Consider the following 18,706-nt stretch of genomic DNA (forward strand, 5'->3'; position numbering starts at 1 on the left):
TGGCGACGACCGTAAGTCGAGTGAATTTTTAACTTAAAAATAGAATATAACTAGAGAGTTTTCTAAGAATTGGTTGCGGGAGCCGGATGTGAACACGACACGCCGTGGCGACGACCTTAGGTCGAATGGATTTAAAATAGTAATTGGTAGTGAGGTCTACTAAGAATTGGTTGCGGGAGCCGGATTTGAACCGACGACCTTCGGGTTATGAGCCCGACGAGCTACCAGACTGCTCCATCCCGCGTCAATATAAGGTGATAACTGGCGATAAAAGTTGGTTGCGGGAGCCGGATTTGAACCGACGACCTTCGGGTTATGAGCCCGACGAGCTACCAGACTGCTCCATCCCGCGCCAATTATCTGTGGACGCTTGCAACTTTTAGAAGTTGGTTGCGGGAGCCGGATTTGAACCGACGACCTTCGGGTTATGAGCCCGACGAGCTACCAGACTGCTCCATCCCGCGTCCACATTGTTGGGTCTAGGGAAGCCCCTTCGCCAACGAGAGCGCCATAATATAGCAACAAAATTTAAATGCAAGTTTAATTACACCGAAACCATATCAGCTGCTGGTTTTTCCACCATTGAAGACTAATTATGATGAGAGCGCTGATGAGGGCTAATCATTTTTTGCCACTCCCAATCGGGATGCCCCATCACAATAAAGTCGGGATTTTCTGTTGATTCACGCTGGTTATAAGTGAGTGGATTAAATTCCGCATCGGTAATACACCCGCCCGCTTCTTCGACAATCACCTGCGAAGCGCCGGTGTCCCATTCACCGGTTGGACCAATACGCATAAAGCAATCGGCTTTCCCCTCAGCGATAATACAAGCCTTGAGTGAGCATGACCCTAACGGCACGGTGTCGAAGGTGGCATTTAAGTACTGACTAACGGCCTCTAGTTTTTGCCTGCGGCTAACCGCTAAAGTAAGGTTTGCCGGTTGGGCGACACTGATGCGCTCAACCCCTTCGGGCGTTTTCTTATACGCCCCTTGTTGATAAGTTGCGAAGTAGGTGGTGTTTTTCGCCGGCCAATGAATCACGCCGAGCACCGGTCGATTGTTTTCAATTAGTGCAATGTTGACGGCAAAGTCACCGCTTTCGAGAATAAACTCTCCGGTGCCATCCATTGGGTCCAGCAGCCAATAGCGCTGCCAGTGCTGCCGTTTTTCTAAACTGGGAATGGGCGTCTCTTCAGACATAATCGGGATGTCAGGCGCCATTTTCTCGAGCCCAGCCATAAGCACATCATTCGCTGCAATGTCTGCTTTGGTCACTGGGGTGTGATCTTGTTTTACCTGCTCTCCAATATCATTCTGGCGATAAATAGCCATAATGGCCAAACCTGCTTGCTCGGCCAACTCAATGCATGGAGCTAGAAAATCTTGCAACACGACCCCCTTTTTTACTGCTGAACCTCGTGGCTTAATTAGATGCCTGTATTAATAATAGCAAAGCTGCCACACTTCGTGCTTCGGTAAAGTCCGGCTCGCCAAGCAAAGCTTGCCATTGCGCCATTGGCCAATGCACTACCTCTAATGGCTCTGGTTCATCACCAGCCAACGTTTGGTGGTAAAGGTCGCGGGCGGTGATAATGTGCATATGAGCATTAAAGTAGCTAGGCGCGAGCGACACTTTTTTCATCTCATTAAGCTCATGAGCGCCTAAGCCCACTTCCTCTTGCAGCTCTCGGTTAGCAGCTTGAAACGGCGTTTCCCCCGGATCGATTAAGCCTTTTGGGAACCCCAGCTGATAATCATTGGTGCCGGCACAGTACTCACGCACTAATATAAGTTCATCGTGTTCGTTAACCGGAACGATCATGACCGCACCACGGCCTCCGCCTCGAATACGTTCATACTGACGTTGCTCGCCATTGGAGAAGCGCAGCTCTAGGGCCTCAACAGTAAATAATCTACTTTTTGCCACCACGTTATTATCAAGTATTTCTGGAGGCGTTGGATGCTTTTTCTGTGTCATAGCCGCGACTTTGTTATTATCAACATAAATCCATGATAATTGTTTTAGTAGGAAAAGCCCATGCCAAATTGGTCCAATATCGACACCGTATTACTCGACATGGATGGCACTTTATTAGACTTGCATTTTGACAACCATTTTTGGCTCGAAGTCATCCCCCACCAACTCGCTAAGCAGCAACAAATTCCGCTGCAACAAGCCAGAGAACAAATGGCGGCCCGCTATGAAGCAGTGCAAGGACAAATACAATGGTATTGCTTAGATTATTGGCAACAACAATTACAGTTGCCCATTATGACTTTAAAGCGTGAAATTCAGCACCTGATAAGTATTCGTGACGATGCCAAGGTGTTTTTGCAGGCATTAAAAAATTCAGGAAAAGAGCTTATTTTGCTCACTAATGCGCATAGAGATAGTTTGAGCTTAAAAGTAGAACGCACTGAGCTGGACCGCTATCTTGATAAGCTTGTTTCTACCCATGACTACGGCGTTAGTAAAGAGCACCAATCGCTGTGGCAGCAAGTGCAAAGCGACTTGGGCTTTGATAAAAAGCGGACGTTGTTCGTCGACGATAGCGCAGCGGTACTCGATGCAGCGAAGCGCTTTGGGATCAATCATCTGCTAGCAGTGGCTAACCCCGACAGCAAGCAGCCGCACAAGCCGCTTGCCGGATATGAAAATGTCACCGATTATCGTGACATTTTGCCTGCCTAGCTGGGGTAGCGCTGCTGCAAGCCTTGATAAACGAGCTTGGCGAAGTCTGGGTTATCAGTGTCCAGACTTTTTACCACAGCGACCAAGTGCTCATTGTCCTCTTGGCCATGCCACACTTTTATATAGGTTCCATCTTTATACCCATGGTCTTGACGGAAGAAGTTTAAGGTGTTCTTGCCAACGTAGCCACGATAAAGATCATCGATATTCATTCCAATTTGCTGCATACAGCCGGCAAAAGCAGCAGCATTAAAAGCTTTATCAGCTACCGCGCTGGCTGCTAACGTCTCCAACGAGACTTTAAAATCAGCTCCTTGAATAGGACTTTGCATTTCCTGCTCAATTTGCGCCGCCAACTCAGCAAACGAAGTATGGCCGTCAATGCGCAGACTCAAGCCGAAGTGGAAGATATCCACCAGCTCCAAAATTACTTGCTCTGTATCCGGAGTTTGTTTTTTCCACCATTTCCAACCATAGTGGTCCAGCATTTCCGCACACTCAACCCAAATAGCCCGGTACCACTCAAACCCTTGCTCAAACCATTGCTCGTGAACTTTGGTATTCATGGCATGCTGCATTTCTAACATGATGGCAATTTTATTTGCTGCGCTAGACATTCTTTAATCTCTCATTGTCTGTGTATTTGCCTATCATACCTATAGCGTGAAAGATTATCACCCTAGGGCCGTTCTAGTTGCATTGCTATCACAGCTTTAATAAAGGAATTTTATGTTATCTAAAACACTTGCGGGCTCTGTTGTAGGAGCCATCTTATTGTTATTCAGTTGTGTCGCCAGTGCAGCGGTCATTACCAATATCAGCGAATCGGCTGAGAGCGTGAGCCCGCTCCTGCCAGGCTTGAGCGTGCCCGAAGTCACGTTAAAGGACACCCAGGGCCAACCGGTTGCGCTAAAAAAGCTATTAGCAAATAAGCCCACGGTGTTGGTTGTTTATCGTGGTGGCTGGTGTCCTTATTGTTCAAAGCAGTTAAAGAATATCCAAAATATCGAGCAACAAATCGCCGAGATGGGCTTGCAAATCATCGCCGTCTCACCAGATAGTCCTGCAAAGCTTGCGCAAAGCACCATTAGCTCACCGACCTACCAACTGCTTTCAGACGATCAGCTGGCATTGGCACAAGCAATGGGATTAGCTTTTTTCTTAGATGATAAAACGGCTAAAGTTTATCGTAATAAGTTGGGCGTCAACTTTGTTGGCTTGGATGGTGAGCAAAAAGTGGCGCTGCCAGTGCCTGCCGTGTTTGTGCTCGATACGCAAGGGATGGTGCATTTCCAATACGCCAACCCAAATTATCGTGTTCGTTTATCAGAGCCGTTATTACTGGCCGCTGCAAAAGAAGTTATGAACCATTAAAAAAGGAGCCCTAGGCTCCTTTTTGTTATTAACGTAGGCGGTAATCACATTTGCCTTGCGTCACGTAACGGGTATCAAATGAAGAGCCCGTGGTAAACTCAAAGCGCATATCTCTGAGCTCAAAGATAGGGTGTGGGTGTTCACTGATCCACTTTTGTGTCGCTCGACAAATACCTTCAAGCTTATGCAAACGGAAGGTATCAACTACCACTACAGCGTTGTATTGTTCCAAATAGCTACGCTGAATGTTTTCTACCCAGTTAGTACCGCCGTAGTTAGAACGCAAGTAATAAGTCAGGTCACTTTCGTCAGCTTCTTTAGGGCCCACATCCGGTGTTTTACGCGCTTTTTCAGCAAACTGAATAAGCGATAACTGCTCACGCATAACCTCTTCACGATGCCCTGCAGGACAGCGTTTAGTGGTGTAGGTTACTTTACCTGCGGGGCTAATACATTTACTGAGCTTTTTTTCATTGCCCTGCGCTGCGAATGTTGCGCTCAGGGCGAGCAATAATACAAACCAATAGTGCATTGTTGTTCTCTAATTTTAGGCACAGCGGCAATTTTGCCAAAACCGCCACAGGTAAACAAGTCTTTGCAAATTGTTACATTTTCATTTCTGTACCAATTTGCTAAAAAAGACTGCTATAAAATCATTAGAAGCTAATTATTTATCTATATTTAACAAACAATTAGATCTAAAAAGCTTACCGATTTTCGAGTCGGTTATAATCTAATAAGCCATACTCTATTCCCCGATATTTTTTCACCTGCTGGTGCAAAATATCGCTAAAGCGCCAAAATTGCGGGTCAGTGCGACGTACGGCAAAACGACTTTTTAAGGTTCGGTAATCAGCCTCGCTGGTCATTTTTTGCATATGTGCAGCAAAATCTTCCAGCTGCTGTGGTTGTAACAACCATAGCGCTTCAGGGTAATCGCCAATAAAGCCGGGGATGACAAGTGCTTTATCTTCATCGTAGGCGCGCTGATCTTCCTCGTCTAATAAGCTGCTGATGTTGTAGTGGGCATTGTGATGCAGCAAAGTATAAGCCTGATAATCATCCTCACCATTGGCCACCAAGATATAGCTCACTTGTGGTAATAAGTTCACCGCCGTGCTCGGCATGGCATTCAGTTGGCGCAGCACATCAGGTACTTTTTGATAATCATAACGCTGACTCAATACCGCCGAGAGCTTTGTGGCTAAGCGCTGGTAAAGCTCTTGTTGTGGCTGTGACGTTTTGTAGTCAATGCCTGTCGGTTGCTCAAAGCGCACATTAGTATCTTTCATAAACTCGACAAGACTGGTGGGTGATTTTCTATACCAATGAGCCCGTAGTGCCTTGCGCTGCTCTTTCGGTAGTAAGGCAAGAAAGTTGTCTTCGCCTTCCATGCGCAGGAAGTCCATGTACAGACGAGTGATCAGTTGATGGCCAACATTGCCGTATACATCAAACCCAGCCACCAGCAGATAATGAATTCGTTCAAATAATGAGTAATCTAAAATCCAAGCGGTTTTGGGTTGCTCGCCGACCCAGCCTTTGACCACCGTTGCCGAGTTGAAGTGCCGGAAAATCGTTAATGCGGCATTGTCATTATGCCCTTCCCCTTGCCAAATAAGGTTTTCGGTGAGGTGTTGGCCATTGGCAAAAACTTCATTGGCAAGCTTCGACTTGGCCTCCAAATACGTACTTTGTTTCGCGGCGTATTTGACCCAGCTAGAAATAGGCAAAGCGTTCGAATCTTCCTGGGCAGGCATATCGAGCATATCTTCGTGGCGCATTAAGAATTCATCAATTTTGGGCTGACTCACGAATTTAGGGTCAACAAAGGCGACCCAAAACTGATCATTAATCACATTCAAAGCAATCTGACCTCGACAGACAGGCCCTTGAATAAAACCACGAATAATAAGCTCAGCCTCATCGAGCATAAATTGATATCGAGAGCCTACGGGAATAGCTGCAAAGACTTTAAACGGGTTTGAAGCGACTTTTATGTCATACCCAGGCAGTGACGGCACGGCATATTCCGGCGCAATAAATTGTGATCGCAAGCGAGCTAGCTTGTCATTATTCAACGCCAGTGGAATATTGGTTTTGGCCAGTACGGTACTTTTTCGAGGCAGCAGGCGGTAATAAACGCGCGCTACCTTAGGGTCTTCATAAGGGCGGCGAGTGGCAATAACATCGATGGCTTCACCGGGAGGCGTGCGCGAACGAACTAAGGTGAAAAACTCCGAGGTGCTGATTTGATCAAAATAGATATTGGCCAGGTACCAGTGCTCATAAATATAACGAGCGCTTAAGCGGTGTTTGTTATCATCTTGATTAAGAAAACGTTCCCACTTGTTCACTTCAGTTTGCAGCTCAGCGCTAATGGGGCCGTGCTCGGGCATTTTCGCGCCATCTTGCAACCACTGTGTGAGCACCGACATTTCTTTACTGGTCAGTGCTGGCAAACCATAGGGCATGCCCGCGTGAGGTTTATCTTGCGCGTATTGTTGAAACTCGCCAATAGTGGGACAGGTTTGGTCTCTATCCAGAGCAAAGTCAAATTCCTCACCTAGAATAGCTTGATCTGGCAGCGGGTGCTGCTGTTTCAATGCCAGAGCTTGATACATCACGCTGCCCACTAAATTAGCATGGGCGCTTTGCTCGCGCTCGTTAAGCACCGGTGAGAAGCCACGCTCACGCCACTGTTGCGTGGTGTGGGCATCAACGAATAAGCGGCTAGGCTTACTTGCAAGTAGCCGCGTGCCATCATAGACCAAGTCTTTAGAGGTACCACGTTCAATGCCCTCAGGAGATGACATTTTCAACTGACAAGGCGCATCATAGCACCCGTGGCAGACGACACAGCGGTTATCTATCACGGGTTTGACTTGCTCAGTAAAAAAGTCGCTTTGCGCAGGACTTACATCGTTACTGCGGTTTTGAACCTGCTCAGGGCCAAAGAGGCTATCATACTTCTGCGCACCTAATACGGCGCAGCCCGTACATAGCAGCAACAGTAAGCCCCACGTCAGTTTATTCATCATCATCCCCTAGATCAAAGGTCGGCATCATTTCCAGCTGGGGTGATACGTAACTAACGCCATTATCGCGCTCTAAAGTGGCTGCTAAAAGTGGCCCATGAGTGAGCATTAACATGGCACTGTGGGATTCACTTGGAACAGACTCGGTATGCGCCAGCAATTGATAATCGGGCAATTGTAAGCTGACGCTCTGATCTTGCGCTGGGTTTTGGCACAGGTGAGCAAGTAACTGCTCGTCAAGAACCACTTCTAAGTATAAATCTGGGTGGTCTAAATCACGATTTGGTAATTCATCGTTGAATTGAAAAAGCGGTAGGCTGAGTACAGCGCCTTGCGATAACTCCATGGCAAGCCCCAATTAGGTAAGACTAAAACAGTTTTCATGATAGCAAAAAATGTCTACATGTTGGCTGATTTTGTGCACAATTCAGGTATAGTTAACCCAATTTTTTGCGCGAGATCTTTATTATGGAACTATTTTTAATCATCACGGCAGTAGTAGTCGTCATTGCCATAGTGATTTACAACTCGCTGGTACGCTATAAAAACGAATACCAAAATGCCTTTGCGCAAATAGATGTGCAGCTGCACCGCCGCCATGATCTTGTCCCTAACTTAGTCGCCACCGCTCAGGCTTATTTAGACCATGAAAGTGAGACCTTAAAAGCGGTTACCCAAGCAAGAAATCAAGCTGTAAGTGCTCTACAAAGCCTCTCGGGTGGTGAATTATCTTCGGCTAAACTTGCCCATTTAGCGCAAACAGAGGGAGCCTTGAGCAGTGCCCTAGGCGCCTTACAAGTGAGCATAGAAGACTACCCCGAATTGAAGGCCGACGCGACAATGGCCAATCTAAGTGAAGAGTTATCAAGCACCGAAAACCGTATCGCTTTCGCACGCCAAGCATACAATGACTCAGTACTTGCCTATAACAGTTACCGACAAAGTTTCCCGCCGGTGTTGATTGCCAACATGACGGGTCATAACCAAGATGCCAAGCTGCTAGAACTGGATGATCCACAAAGACAACGCCAAGCCCCTAGCGTGTCATTTAAGTAGCCGTGAGCGGTTTCTTTTCTCAGCAGCGCCAAGCAAGGCGTAAGACTTGGCTACTGCTGGTATTATTTGTGCTCGCGGTGGGGGCTCTCATCGCCCTCGCACATTGGCCATTTTTATGGCTGATGAGCATTTTTTCAACTGACCCATACACCCTGTTTAACTATGGTATCGCGCATGGAACTGACGCTTCAATCCACCTAGGGCTCACCCTTTCCATCACTGCAATTATCAGTACAGCCATACTTTATAAGTACTGGCAATTGCGCCGTGGTGGCAGTGTTATTGCTGAGCAACTAGGGGGGCAGCTGGTGCAAACAAACACCTACCATGAACAACAGCGGGTGCTACTGAATGTTGTTGAAGAGGTCGCTATTGCCGCCAGGATGCCCGTTCCGAGCACCTATTTACTTGCCAACCAGCCCAGTATTAATGCGTTTGCAGCGGGCTACCATCGTCGCGATAGTGTCATTGCCATCACTCAAGGCGCGCTCGAGCAGCTCAGCCGAGCACAACTACAAGCGGTCGTCGCCCATGAATTCAGCCACATAGTCAATGGTGATGTACGCCTCAACGTGCGTATGTCTGCCTTACTTTATGGCATCACCTTTATAGGCCAAGCCGGTGAAAACTTAATTTATAGCGCCATGAATGCGTCCCGTCGCCACAACGCGCAACGCACAGATGGCGCAGGGTTTACCACAGTCATCGGCGTTATTCTGACGCTGTTTGGATGGCTGGGGACACAACTTGGCGACATTATCAAAGCGCTGGTATGTCGCCAGCGGGAATATCTTGCTGACGCTGGTGCAGCGCAGTTTACCCGTAACCCACAAGCACTGGCCGGGGCTTTACTGGCTATTGCCGAAAATCCTCGCAAAAACACCTTAAGGCAAAATAATGCGCACCTATTTAGTCATTATTTTTTTAGTGATGCATTGAGCCCGTGGTTAACCTGGTTAAGCACTCACCCGCCGCTAACGAAACGTATTCGCAGGCTTGATCCACATTGGCATGGACAATTAAAAGAGCGTCCACGCACGGCGCCAAGCCAAGCAAATACCATGGCTTTTAGTGCTAGCCAAGGGCGCAACCCGCAGCCACAAGTAGTGTATGGCGACTTTCGAGAAAAACTCATGGGGATAGAGGACTCTCTAAGTTATTTAGCTCATGAGCCGAGCGATGCGCGATGGTTAGTTATGTTACTGTGTCTTCATCAACACTGGCCGAATCGCCAAGCACAACTAACGTTTATCGCCGCGCTTCCTTATGTGGATATGTATAAGCTGGATAGGGCTGAGCTTGCATTAACGAAACTCAGCACCGAACCTCAATTTCGCCTGCTTGAGGTTGCCATTGGTGCAATTCGCTGTTTGCCCAAAGCGCAACGCAGCCAATTTCTTGCCCGCCTAAAACAGCTCGCTGCGCTGTGTGAGGACTGGGAGCTTGTTCCTTGGTCTTTTCAGCAGCTCAGTGCTCATGCCCTCGCTGATAAAACCGTTGGTGCGTTGCCGGTTATGAATAAAACAGTGATTGTTGCAGCTTGTGAGCAGCTTCTTGGCGCTTTGGCAAGCTATGGCCATGCTAACCCAGAGCAACAACGCCTGGCGCTTGCTGCAGCGGCGCAGCATCTACAGATACCGCTTAGCTTAGAGCATGAAGCGCGATGCCAGCTGACACGATTGCAGCGCGCCCTGCGAGTCATAAAAGGCCTCCCTGTGGTCAAACGGCAACAGTTACTGGAGGCTTGTCGTGTATGCGTAGAGCACGATGCACACATTAACGAGGCGGAGCAAACGCTGCTCTACACGCTTGCTGCCTGCTTAGAGATAGATGGTATCGATTGCTAGCTTACCACGGTAAGGTTTCACCGTTAGCATGCCAAAAGCCGCCACTGTTATTTAAGTTTAGCTCGTCAATACGCTCACTGATCCGCTGTGCTGCAACATCTGGGCCTATATCGCCAGCGTAACCGACCATTTCGGTTTGCACGAATCCGGGGTGAATTAACCCCACCGCCACATCTTGTGCTTTAAGTTCATGGGCCAAGCTCACTGAGGCTGCATTTAACGCGGCCTTGGACATACGGTAGCCTATATAGCCTCCAGAACCATTGTCGGCAATAGAGCCCATACGTGAGGTGATCATCGCCACTTTCGCGCCTTTGCTAAAGTTATCACGCAATGCATGAGTCACACGCACAGGAGCCACTGCATTGACCGAGAGCTGTTCATTGATAGTGTCAAAGTTCATCTCTGCCAGGGTTTCGTTACGAAACACACCGGCATTATTAATCAATAAATCGATGTGCTCGTCTTTAAGCTCAGTGCGCAAACGGGCCACGTCGTCAGCGTGGCTTACATCAAACCCTGTGCGCACATCAACACCTAGTTCATCAAGCTCATCGCTGCTACGCCTAACCACGGCAATAACCTTAGCTCCAGCAGCTTTATAAATTTTCGCTAGCTGTAAACCGATGCCCCGATTGGCACCGGTGATCACCACATGTTGGCTCATAATCACTCATCCTCTTTTTAAGTTGATGAGTTTAGGGTGGGGGTGAATCAATAAAACCCAAGTTATTGGTTAAGGTTTATGATTGAAAAGACTGCTCCTTGTGGATCTGTGAGGACGCAAAAACGGCCTACTTCAGGTACATCCATGGGCTGCACACTTACTTCGCCACCAAGTTTTTTAGCTTGCTCTGCTTGTGCATCACAATCGTTGACACTGAAGTAGATCATCCAATGTGGCGGAATATCATCTGGCCACTGCTCATCCATGGCCACCATACCACCGACCATGGTGTCACCCGCTTTGAACAGGGTGTAATCCATCCCTTCCATGGCTTTTAGTTCGGCGCGCCAGCCCAATAACTCACTGTAAAAATTAGTACTAGATTCAATATCGCGGGTCGCTAACTCAAACCAGCACGGCGTATCAACCTCATTTTGCACACTGGCCCCTTTGTGCCCCTGACCCTGCCATAGCGCTACCATGGCGCCCACAGGATCGCACAACAACACCATGCGACCTGCCTCGGGCACATCATGTGGACCGTGTACTATGGTTGCCCCCAGCGACTTTGCCTTGTCTGCCATCGCGTCTACATCATCAACGGCAATATAGCTCAACCAATAACTGGGAACACCCTGAGCATGTTGATCGGCGGGCATTTGATACATCGCAGCCACATCCCCTTGTGGCTTTTTTAGCATGGTATAGTAAAGCCCATTGCCGATAGGCTGGTCCTCAGCCGACCAAGTAAACAAATCACTATAAAATGTTTTCCCACCTTGCCAGTCGGATGAACACAATTCGGTCCAGCAAAAGTGTCCCTGGGGGTAATTCTCGCTCATAAATTACATCCTTTTGTTGTTTTCATTAACCATAGACTACGCATTCAGAAAACGCTTGAGGTACTGCTCATGAGTTTCCAATTGGGCAATCACGGTCTCAACCTCTTGGGCTCCCTGACTATCATTCATCACCTGCGCGGCATTACGACATTGCACTAAGGTTTTGTGTTGCTGTGAATTCAACTCTTCAAGGAAAGCTTGCACACTGTCGCCCACTACGGACTCAAGCTTTGCCTGCCACTCCTTCAAATCTCCTAATAAACTGGTGTCGACTTCGTCGAGTTGCTGCTGTTGCCCTACCGCTTTTGCTAACTCGGTTTGCAAATAACGCTTATGATCATGTAAGACTTTCATGCGTGCTTGCAAAGATTCGTCTTCAGCGTGTTTTTGCACATCTTGAATTAGGACTCGCTCATTTTCTAAAGACTCAATTAATTGATCAATAATTTCAATATCTTGCTCTTGTTCACTGGATACAGAGGTAGGAATTTTTAAACCCATAACATGGCTCCTTCTATCGTTACTGTCCTTAATGCTTAATGCTTACTCAAGAACCATTCCAACAAAAAAGAAGAAAAATAAATTTAAATAATTTCAGTTGGTTATAGAAAAACACAGATATTAATGAGAATTATTTGCAAAAAGCGTTGACACAAAGGCAAATCTTATTGATAATCAATATCAACAAAGCGGGAACGCATTCGAAAGCAGTGATGTCATTAAACGTTTTGTTGCGGACAACTTTGTTTCTCGACCCTGAAACACGTGTTGCGCACGTAATGCGCTTTGGTTGGTGGCTGCACTCCTCAACGCCCCTTGAACTGTTAGGCCGCCAACCACCCTACTATTTTACTTGCTACATTGCTCATATCGGTGACGGTAGATATGAAAACAAAAAAGCCCGGAAGGGCTTTTTTTATGTCTAAAATTTGTCGTGATATCAGCGACGGTTTTTCCGTGCTCTTGCACGTCGTTGCCGCTTTTCTTCTTCCTTAGCGGCCTTTTTAGCCTCTGCTGCCGCGCGCAATTCTGCAACCATCTGTTCCTCTCGCTCACGCATCTGCGGAGTTTCCATGGTAATACGCCCAATCACCGCATCACGTAACTCGTTAATGAGAATTTCAGCGAACTTATGAAGATCAACCTGATTACCACCACGCAGACAGCCGCGATTTTTGCCCGCTGCAAGCATAAAGTCATAGTCATGTTCTGGCAGTGGTGACACTTTATAGCGTTGGCTCAATAATGCCGGATACGCTTGCAGTAAATACTCACAGGTGTAGCTGGCAACCTCTTCATAATCAATAGCGGTATCACGAATAGCGCCGGTTGCCGCTAAACGATAGCCGGAGTTCTCGTTTTCAACCTTAGGCCATAACATCCCAGGGGTGTCGTAAAGCATGATCCCTTCGTCTATTTTTATCCGCTGTTGCGCTTTGGTGACCGCAGGTTCATTGCCGGTTTTAGCAACGATGCGCCCCGCAAGCGTATTGATAAGCGTTGACTTACCAACGTTAGGGATCCCCATAATCATGGCTTTAATCTGTTTATCGGCACCTACTTTGTGCGGCACAAGCTTTTTACACAGTTCAATGACTTTGCCAGTATGGCCCGCTTTATCGTTCGCGAGCGGCATGGCTTTGACACCATTTTCACGCTCAAGGTAGTCCATCCATTGGGTGGTCATCTGCGGGTCGGCTAAGTCAGCCTTATTTAGGATCTTAATGACTGGCTTATCACCGCGCAACGCGCCAACCATAGGGTTCTCACTGCTGTAGGGAATGCGCGCGTCCAATACCTCAATGATGACATCCATTTGTGGCATGATCTCTTTAATTTCGTTACGCGCTTTATTCATATGGCCTGGGAACCACTGGATTGCCATGTTTTCTCTCCCCTAAGTGATGAATAATTATTTTACCTTCGAGACACGCCAAGATCACCCGTTAATGTGTATACTGCCCGCTTTTCTTCTCTCTTATGGAACAGGCATGGCCCTAAAAGCAACGATCATCAAGGCACGGTTGAACATTAGTGATTTAAACCGCCATCATTATCAGCAATACTCTTTTACCCTCGCGCAGCACCCATCAGAAACCGACCAACGGATGATGATCAGAGTGCTTGCCTTTGCCTTAAATGCTAATGATAATTTAGTTTTCACCAAAGGCTTATGTGCCGATGATGAGCCCGAGCTGTGGTGGATAAACGACGATGACAGTATTCACTTATGGGTAGAACTTGGTCTCGCTGATGACAAGCGCCTAAAAAAGGCCTGTAGCCGAGCACAGCAAGTATTACTTTATGCCTATGGTGAAGGAAGCCAGCAAGCTTGGTGGCAAAAACACCAAGCGAAACTCGCTGGGTTTGATAACCTGCGTATCGTCAGCCTTGCTTATGAAGATACGCAGAAGCTAGCAGCAATGGCCTCCAGAAGCTTAGATTTAACGATTACCATCGAAGATAATGAAGTGTGGGTGAGTGATAGCGAGACCAGCTTACAAATCCCCTTGACCTTGTTGCAAGGACAAGGCTAAATACTAGCGCCATTGTTATCAACGGAGTCACTATGATCACTAAGGTAGTTGTATTACACGGATTGTATATGTCTGGCTTCGTAATGCGCCCTCTTTGCGCACGTCTTAAAAAGCAGGGGTATGGCATTTTAAATGTGTCATACAACACCCTGAACCCAGATACCGATAAAATCTTTGCGCAAATTAATGACTTCATCGCCGATGACCAGTGCGCTTTTGTTTGTCATTCCTTGGGCGGCCTTATTGCTCGGCAATACCTCAGTCAGGCGTTTCCACAGACGGACCAGGTAAAAAAGGTCTTTACCCTTGGCACCCCACACAAAGGGGCACAAATAGCCCGCCATATGCAGGACCGGGGCATGCAAGCACTGTTGAAGAATAGCCTTGAGTACCTCGTGAGTGAAAGCCAAGATTGGCCCTTCTCAGCCCAACTGTACAGTATCGCCGGAGACTTGCCCTTTGGCTTACTGCCATTATTTGAGCAGGGCAAGCCGTCAGATGGTACGGTCATGGTTGATGAAACCCGCGTCTCAGGTATGGCGCAGCATAAAGTTTTTCACCTTAGCCACACCAGCCTCATTTACTCGCGTAAGGTGGTCGATTATATCTTGGCGCAGCTAAAGACTTAATCCTCAGCAGCCGCTGCGATTTTATACGCAATTACCGCAATAACACCGACTACCAATGGGATTGGCGCAGCAATAATGCCAAACGCATCAGAGTTGGCATAACTGGCTCCAGCTAAATGACCAACAAGACCGATTACAAAGGTTAGTACGGCGATAATACATACTGTGATTTCTGCTTTTTTTGCTTTTGTCATTGCCCTATCTCCTCATCGTTGATGGCTTCAGTATGGCCTGCACAAGGAAAGTAACCTTGCGCTAAATCAAGTTTTCACTGGGCAATAAATCATCAGTATCGAGTTGTTGCGTTAGATCAAAAATTCATCTCCTCGGCCTTGTTTTTGGCATACATCATGCCCAAGTATGATTATAGGGTCGGTGTTGTTATCGCTAAAAGTGATGTCAGGCATCGAATTTATCTGCTTGTTATCAGGTGCCTTTAGGCCATACTGATTATCAGCAAACAACCATGCACAGGAGACAGCTATGTCGCAAATCAATGCCATTGGATTAGATAGTGAAGAAACTCAAAACGTAATTGAATCACTCAATCGGCTATTAAGTTGCTATCAAATTCAGTATATGAATGCCCGTGGCTTCCATTGGAACATCAAAGGTCGTGATTTCTTCGAGCTGCACGTGAAGTTTGAGGAAATTTATAATTTGCTGTTGGAAAAAGTAGATGAAATAGCTGAGCGTATTCTTACCTTGGGTGGTGAGCCCCTACACGCATTTTCGGACTTTATAGAATTAAGCCAAATTAACGAAGTGAAAAATGTCAGCGACGGCGGCCAAGCCGTACAATCACTCGTCGATGGCTACTCAACACTAATAAAAATGCAGCGTAAGGTGCTCAGTGATGCCGGCGATAACCAAGACGAAGGCACAGCCGCGTTAATGAGCGATTACATTAAAGAACAAGAGAAGCTTGTTTGGATGTTAAAAGCCTATTTGGATTAATCACAAAATCACTTGCATCTTCCCTCTCTAGCTGTAATGATAATTATTATCAATACAGCTAGAGGGATTTGCACCGTGCCACAGATTTCGCTTGAATTTCTTGGAGCTCAACTGCGCCGTCTATCGCGGTGTCAGCGAGGCCAAGCACCCAACTTAGTTGCACAGTTTATTGAAACGGGTTTGCATTGGGCTCGCTACTATGGAGCTCGACAGATGTATTTATTACAAGAGCTTTATTTACGTCGCACGTTTTACCAATTGGTTAATATCATCTGTGACCCTTTGTTGGAACAGCAAGTAAGAAAACAAAGCCTTTGTCAGCTGCATAAACCACAGCTTGCCCTTCAGCGTTTTTATCGCCAGCAAGAGGGTATGCATAAGTACAGAGCACTCAGCCAAGAAGCTCGCGTTCTCTGTCATGAGTTCAACCCCTATTAAGGAGCACTTTATGAGCACAGAGTACCGACATGAAAAGGACAGCATGGGTGAGCTACAGGTCCCAGCAGATGCCTTATATCAAGCACAAACCCAACGCGCTGTGAACAACTTTCACATCAGTGCCATGCGTATGCCAGCACGCTTTATTCAGGCATTGGCACAGATAAAACGCGCAGCCGCCACCGTTAATACCGAGCTAGGGCATCTTGATGCCAACGTAGGTGGTGCAATAGATAACGCCTGTCGCGAAATTATTGCTGGTGAGCACCTTGAGCACTTCCCTGTGGATGTATTTCAAACTGGTTCAGGGACCAGTACCAATATGAATGCTAATGAGGTCATTGCTACGCGTGCAAGTCAGTTGCTGGGTGATAATGTACACCCCAATGATCATGTAAATATGGGGCAAAGCTCCAATGATGTGATCCCAACAGCAATTCACGTAAGTAGTGCGCTGGCGATAGAGAAAGAGCTGATCCCAGCACTGGATCACCTTATTAGTGTGATAGAAGCTAAGATTGAACAAGTGGGCAGCCATGTTAAAACCGGCCGCACACATTTAATGGATGCCATGCCTGTTACCTTCGCTCAAAGCATGTCGGCTTGGCGCGAACAAGTCGTTAAGGCGAAACAACAAATCAGCGCTAGCGCTGAGCACTTACATCAACTTGCCCAAGGCGGTACTGCTGTAGGCACAGGTATAAATGCTGATCCTGAATTTTCGGCGCGTTTCGCTAAACAGCTCGCTGCCCAAACCGATAGTCACTTCCAAGGGGCAGAAAACCTGTTCTACCACATCGCAACTCAAGATTCGGTGGTTGCGGTATCCGGGCAACTAAAGACTGCTGCGGTCGCGTTTATGAAAATCGCTAACGACCTACGTTGGATGAACTCTGGACCTTTAGGTGGGATTGGTGAAATAGAGCTCGAAGCACTGCAACCTGGTTCATCCATTATGCCTGGCAAAGTGAACCCGGTGATCCCTGAGGCCACAGCCATGGTTTCGGCGCAGGTCATCGGTAATGACAGTACTATTACCGTAGCGGGTCAGGCTGGTAACTTTGAACTAAATGTAATGTTGCCCGTTATCGCCTATAACGTATTGCAGAGTATCGAGTTACTGACCAATACCAGCTATGCTTTGGCCGATAAGGCAATTGCCAGCTTCGTCGTCAGAGAAGATAACTTACAGCGTTCTTTAGCAAAGAACCCCATTCTGGTAACGGCGCTTAACCCCATTATTGGATATGAGAAAGCGGCCGCTATTGCCAAGCAAGCTTACAAAGAGAATAAAGCTATTCTCGATGTAGCTGCAGCACAAACCGACATTCCTTATAAAGAGCTAGAGAAGTTACTCGATCCTAAAGGGCTTACCCTAGGAGGCATTCAAAAATAGATGGCCTGAGCTAGGTGACCATAACATCTGCATTTGCGCATTAGCACAATGTTTGTATTATGGTCACTATACTCATCAACAATTATAAATATTATGCGCCACTTAATTATCCCCCTTGCACTGCTCTCCCTCACTGCATGTCAAAATAATGAGCTACAAAATACCACCGGTGAAGTAGAGACAGCCGCAGAGCGAGCTAGCTCTGAGTCAACAACAGATAACCTAGGAAAAGATAAGCGAATCGACGGCGAACAACTTAGCCAACCGATTAACGAAGAGCGCGCCATTAGTGCCACTGAGCAATCCATCAAAGCTGATTATCAACGTTTAGAAGCACTGACGCAGGACAAATCTTGTGACAGCGCCAGCCAATGTAAAGTGGTTGCTGTGGGTAGCCGTGCTTGCGGCGGCCCAAGCCAATATCTTGTATATTCAAGTAAATCAGCAGATCCGCAGCAAGTGTCTGCGTTAGCAAACAGTTTGGCTGCTCAGGAAAGCCAACTAAATGCTGAAAAAGGCATGATGAGTATCTGTCAGCACCTTACGCGACCCGCAACACAATGCAAATCAAAGCAGTGCGTCGCAGTACAGAGCAATGTCAATCAAGAAACGTATTAATAACCGAAGGCGCTCAACACCAGCGACAATACCGTAACGGCGGCAATACAAACCAAAGCCCGAATAATAAATTTGGGCTTTATCTCATTCTTATACCAATGAAAGTAAAGGAATTTGACGAAATACGTTGCAGCTACACCAAACAGCGCAAAGATCAATAAGTAAGCAAGTAACGGAAGGGTCAAAAGTCAGCCCTAATAAATTCAAAATCTGTTCTCTAGCCTAACAATTCCACTCGAAAAAGACCAAAAATATATAGCCATTTAGCATCCGCTAATCATGTTTTTAAAAGCCTAATATTGTAGGTCATGGGTTACCCAGCCTAGAGTGCGGTGTTGTAGGTCAGGATTTATCCTGACTAGGTGTCGCTAGGCTAAAGCCTTGCCTACAGGTGTGGGGCTCTGCTGTTGTTTGGTTGTGTTGTGGGTCGGGATTTATCCCGACTAGGGTGATGCAAGGCTAAAAGCCTTGCCTACAGGTGTGAGGTTCTTTTCTACACGCATAAAAAAACCCGCTGCACTTCTGCAACGGGTCTCTCTAATTAGGAGCCTGGTGATGACCTACTTTCACATGGGCGAACCCACACTATCATCGGCGCAGTTCCGTTTCAC

22 protein-coding genes and 3 tRNA genes are annotated in these 18,706 nt (G+C 47.0%); 11 read left to right on the forward strand and 14 right to left on the reverse strand.

The annotated features are described in order from the left end of the window. Positions 1-167: 167 nt before the first annotated feature. The 5 genes from MHM94_RS17585 to nudE form a co-directional block, all read right to left on the reverse strand. Positions 168-244 (reverse strand) — tRNA-Met (locus tag MHM94_RS17585). A 31-nt stretch (positions 245-275) separates the two neighbouring features. Beyond that, positions 276-352 (reverse strand) — tRNA-Met (locus tag MHM94_RS17590). Between the two features lie 35 nt (positions 353-387). Continuing rightward, positions 388-464: transfer RNA gene (locus tag MHM94_RS17595), tRNA-Met, on the reverse strand. A 125-nt stretch (positions 465-589) separates the two neighbouring features. Further along, positions 590-1,393, reverse strand: a complete 804-nt coding sequence (gene cysQ, locus MHM94_RS17600; protein ID WP_151172276.1) for a 3'(2'),5'-bisphosphate nucleotidase CysQ — start codon at positions 1,391-1,393, stop codon at positions 590-592. A gap of 34 nt (positions 1,394-1,427) precedes the next feature. Beyond that, on the reverse strand, positions 1,428-1,982 hold the full coding sequence (gene nudE / locus MHM94_RS17605; protein ID WP_022946269.1) for an ADP compounds hydrolase NudE: 555 nt from the start codon (positions 1,980-1,982) through the stop codon (positions 1,428-1,430). 60 nt (positions 1,983-2,042) lie between these two features. Here nudE and yrfG point away from each other — a divergent pair, with 60 nt between their 5' ends. Next, positions 2,043-2,696, forward strand: a complete 654-nt coding sequence (gene yrfG, locus MHM94_RS17610) for a GMP/IMP nucleotidase (protein ID WP_045980254.1) — start codon at positions 2,043-2,045, stop codon at positions 2,694-2,696. Here yrfG and MHM94_RS17615 read toward each other — a convergent pair. Further along, on the reverse strand, positions 2,693-3,313 hold the full coding sequence (locus MHM94_RS17615; RefSeq protein ID WP_045980253.1) for a dUTP diphosphatase: 621 nt from the start codon (positions 3,311-3,313) through the stop codon (positions 2,693-2,695). The genes yrfG and MHM94_RS17615 overlap by 4 nt on opposite strands. A 112-nt stretch (positions 3,314-3,425) precedes the next feature. Here MHM94_RS17615 and MHM94_RS17620 point away from each other — a divergent pair, with 112 nt between their 5' ends. Next, a complete protein-coding gene (locus MHM94_RS17620; RefSeq protein ID WP_235420081.1) occupies positions 3,426-4,070 on the forward strand; it encodes a peroxiredoxin-like family protein in 645 nt (214 codons plus the stop codon). A 28-nt stretch (positions 4,071-4,098) separates the two neighbouring features. Here MHM94_RS17620 and MHM94_RS17625 read toward each other — a convergent pair whose 3' ends face one another. From MHM94_RS17625 to MHM94_RS17635, 3 genes are all read right to left on the reverse strand, one after another. Next, entirely contained in the window at positions 4,099-4,602 is a 504-nt protein-coding gene (locus tag MHM94_RS17625) for a hypothetical protein (RefSeq protein WP_022946265.1), read from the reverse strand. A gap of 175 nt (positions 4,603-4,777) precedes the next feature. Beyond that, the gene (locus MHM94_RS17630) at positions 4,778-7,108 is read right to left on the reverse strand and encodes a fatty acid cis/trans isomerase (protein ID WP_235420082.1); all 2,331 of its coding nucleotides are present in this window, start codon (positions 7,106-7,108) and stop codon (positions 4,778-4,780) included. Beyond that, positions 7,101-7,454: a hypothetical protein gene (locus MHM94_RS17635; protein ID WP_235420083.1), complete on the reverse strand. Its 354-nt coding sequence runs from the start codon at positions 7,452-7,454 to the stop codon at positions 7,101-7,103. The genes MHM94_RS17630 and MHM94_RS17635 overlap by 8 nt, the downstream gene beginning before the upstream one ends. 122 nt (positions 7,455-7,576) lie before the next feature. Between MHM94_RS17635 and MHM94_RS17640 the strand changes: the two genes are divergently transcribed. Together MHM94_RS17640 and MHM94_RS17645 are read left to right on the forward strand one after the other, a co-directional pair. Then, positions 7,577-8,164 (forward strand): LemA family protein, encoded by a 588-nt coding sequence (locus MHM94_RS17640; RefSeq protein WP_022946262.1) that lies wholly within the window; start codon positions 7,577-7,579, stop codon positions 8,162-8,164. 2 nt (positions 8,165-8,166) lie between these two features. Further along, positions 8,167-10,011: a M48 family metalloprotease gene (locus MHM94_RS17645; RefSeq protein ID WP_235420084.1), complete on the forward strand. Its 1,845-nt coding sequence runs from the start codon at positions 8,167-8,169 to the stop codon at positions 10,009-10,011. A 1-nt stretch (position 10,012) separates the two neighbouring features. On the opposite strand, the gene MHM94_RS17650 is transcribed toward MHM94_RS17645, so the two are convergent. From MHM94_RS17650 to MHM94_RS17660, 3 genes are all read right to left on the reverse strand, one after another. Next, complete coding sequence (locus tag MHM94_RS17650) at positions 10,013-10,678, reverse strand: SDR family oxidoreductase (RefSeq protein WP_235420085.1); 666 nt, start codon at positions 10,676-10,678, stop codon at positions 10,013-10,015. A 62-nt stretch (positions 10,679-10,740) separates the two neighbouring features. Beyond that, a complete protein-coding gene (locus MHM94_RS17655) occupies positions 10,741-11,520 on the reverse strand; it encodes a VOC family protein (protein WP_235420086.1) in 780 nt (259 codons plus the stop codon). A gap of 36 nt (positions 11,521-11,556) precedes the next feature. Further along, positions 11,557-12,021: a DUF2383 domain-containing protein gene (locus tag MHM94_RS17660; RefSeq protein ID WP_022946258.1), complete on the reverse strand. Its 465-nt coding sequence runs from the start codon at positions 12,019-12,021 to the stop codon at positions 11,557-11,559. 134 nt (positions 12,022-12,155) lie between these two features. Here MHM94_RS17660 and MHM94_RS17665 point away from each other — a divergent pair, with 134 nt between their 5' ends. After that, on the forward strand, positions 12,156-12,446 hold the full coding sequence (locus MHM94_RS17665) for a hypothetical protein (RefSeq protein WP_235420087.1): 291 nt from the start codon (positions 12,156-12,158) through the stop codon (positions 12,444-12,446). Between the two features lie 14 nt (positions 12,447-12,460). On the opposite strand, the gene ylqF is transcribed toward MHM94_RS17665, so the two are convergent. After that, positions 12,461-13,405 (reverse strand): ribosome biogenesis GTPase YlqF, encoded by a 945-nt coding sequence (gene ylqF, locus MHM94_RS17670; RefSeq protein WP_022946257.1) that lies wholly within the window; start codon positions 13,403-13,405, stop codon positions 12,461-12,463. A 106-nt stretch (positions 13,406-13,511) separates the two neighbouring features. On the opposite strand from ylqF, the gene MHM94_RS17675 reads away from it, so the two are divergent. Together MHM94_RS17675 and MHM94_RS17680 are read left to right on the forward strand one after the other, a co-directional pair. Next, complete coding sequence (locus MHM94_RS17675; RefSeq protein WP_022946256.1) at positions 13,512-14,057, forward strand: YaeQ family protein; 546 nt, start codon at positions 13,512-13,514, stop codon at positions 14,055-14,057. A 32-nt stretch (positions 14,058-14,089) separates the two neighbouring features. Beyond that, positions 14,090-14,686: an alpha/beta hydrolase gene (locus MHM94_RS17680; protein WP_045980247.1), complete on the forward strand. Its 597-nt coding sequence runs from the start codon at positions 14,090-14,092 to the stop codon at positions 14,684-14,686. Here the strand turns inward: MHM94_RS17680 and MHM94_RS17685 are convergent. After that, entirely contained in the window at positions 14,683-14,880 is a 198-nt protein-coding gene (locus tag MHM94_RS17685) for a hypothetical protein (RefSeq protein WP_045980246.1), read from the reverse strand. The genes MHM94_RS17680 and MHM94_RS17685 overlap by 4 nt on opposite strands. A 289-nt stretch (positions 14,881-15,169) precedes the next feature. On the opposite strand from MHM94_RS17685, the gene MHM94_RS17690 reads away from it, so the two are divergent. The 4 genes from MHM94_RS17690 to MHM94_RS17705 all read left to right on the forward strand — a co-directional run bounded on the left by MHM94_RS17690 (position 15,170) and on the right by MHM94_RS17705 (position 18,095). Then, positions 15,170-15,643: a Dps family protein gene (locus tag MHM94_RS17690; RefSeq protein ID WP_022946252.1), complete on the forward strand. Its 474-nt coding sequence runs from the start codon at positions 15,170-15,172 to the stop codon at positions 15,641-15,643. Positions 15,644-15,718: 75 nt separating this feature from the next. Continuing rightward, positions 15,719-16,081: a hypothetical protein gene (locus MHM94_RS17695; protein WP_235420088.1), complete on the forward strand. Its 363-nt coding sequence runs from the start codon at positions 15,719-15,721 to the stop codon at positions 16,079-16,081. Positions 16,082-16,091: 10 nt separating this feature from the next. Next, positions 16,092-17,477, forward strand: a complete 1,386-nt coding sequence (locus tag MHM94_RS17700) for a class II fumarate hydratase (RefSeq protein ID WP_022946250.1) — start codon at positions 16,092-16,094, stop codon at positions 17,475-17,477. A 93-nt stretch (positions 17,478-17,570) separates the two neighbouring features. Next, a complete protein-coding gene (locus tag MHM94_RS17705; RefSeq protein ID WP_151172273.1) occupies positions 17,571-18,095 on the forward strand; it encodes a hypothetical protein in 525 nt (174 codons plus the stop codon). The last annotated feature ends 611 nt before the right edge of the window (positions 18,096-18,706 follow it).

Source organism: Pseudoalteromonas sp. CNAT2-18.1 (genome assembly GCF_022347865.1).
In the GTDB taxonomy this organism is placed as follows: domain Bacteria; phylum Pseudomonadota; class Gammaproteobacteria; order Enterobacterales; family Alteromonadaceae; genus Pseudoalteromonas; species Pseudoalteromonas ruthenica.

Bases quoted from the DNA above. Each gene is read 5' to 3' on its own strand.
- MHM94_RS17705 (WP_151172273.1), top strand. From the start codon at position 17,571: ATGCGCCACTTAATTATCCCCCTTGCACTGCTCTCCCTCACTGCATGT.
- MHM94_RS17615 (WP_045980253.1), bottom strand. From the start codon at position 3,313: ATGTCTAGCGCAGCAAATAAAATTGCCATCATGTTAGAAATGCAGCAT.
- MHM94_RS17700 (WP_022946250.1), top strand. From the start codon at position 16,092: ATGAGCACAGAGTACCGACATGAAAAGGACAGCATGGGTGAGCTACAG.
- MHM94_RS17635 (WP_235420083.1), bottom strand. From the start codon at position 7,454: ATGGAGTTATCGCAAGGCGCTGTACTCAGCCTACCGCTTTTTCAATTC.
- MHM94_RS17660 (WP_022946258.1), bottom strand. From the start codon at position 12,021: ATGGGTTTAAAAATTCCTACCTCTGTATCCAGTGAACAAGAGCAAGAT.
- MHM94_RS17680 (WP_045980247.1), top strand. From the start codon at position 14,090: ATGATCACTAAGGTAGTTGTATTACACGGATTGTATATGTCTGGCTTC.
- MHM94_RS17620 (WP_235420081.1), top strand. From the start codon at position 3,426: ATGTTATCTAAAACACTTGCGGGCTCTGTTGTAGGAGCCATCTTATTG.
- MHM94_RS17655 (WP_235420086.1), bottom strand. From the start codon at position 11,520: ATGAGCGAGAATTACCCCCAGGGACACTTTTGCTGGACCGAATTGTGT.
- MHM94_RS17690 (WP_022946252.1), top strand. From the start codon at position 15,170: ATGTCGCAAATCAATGCCATTGGATTAGATAGTGAAGAAACTCAAAAC.
- MHM94_RS17650 (WP_235420085.1), bottom strand. From the start codon at position 10,678: ATGAGCCAACATGTGGTGATCACCGGTGCCAATCGGGGCATCGGTTTA.
- MHM94_RS17685 (WP_045980246.1), bottom strand. From the start codon at position 14,880: ATGACAAAAGCAAAAAAAGCAGAAATCACAGTATGTATTATCGCCGTA.
- nudE (WP_022946269.1), bottom strand. From the start codon at position 1,982: ATGACACAGAAAAAGCATCCAACGCCTCCAGAAATACTTGATAATAAC.
- yrfG (WP_045980254.1), top strand. From the start codon at position 2,043: ATGCCAAATTGGTCCAATATCGACACCGTATTACTCGACATGGATGGC.
- MHM94_RS17640 (WP_022946262.1), top strand. From the start codon at position 7,577: ATGGAACTATTTTTAATCATCACGGCAGTAGTAGTCGTCATTGCCATA.
- MHM94_RS17675 (WP_022946256.1), top strand. From the start codon at position 13,512: ATGGCCCTAAAAGCAACGATCATCAAGGCACGGTTGAACATTAGTGAT.
- MHM94_RS17625 (WP_022946265.1), bottom strand. From the start codon at position 4,602: ATGCACTATTGGTTTGTATTATTGCTCGCCCTGAGCGCAACATTCGCA.
- MHM94_RS17630 (WP_235420082.1), bottom strand. From the start codon at position 7,108: ATGAATAAACTGACGTGGGGCTTACTGTTGCTGCTATGTACGGGCTGC.
- ylqF (WP_022946257.1), bottom strand. From the start codon at position 13,405: ATGGCAATCCAGTGGTTCCCAGGCCATATGAATAAAGCGCGTAACGAA.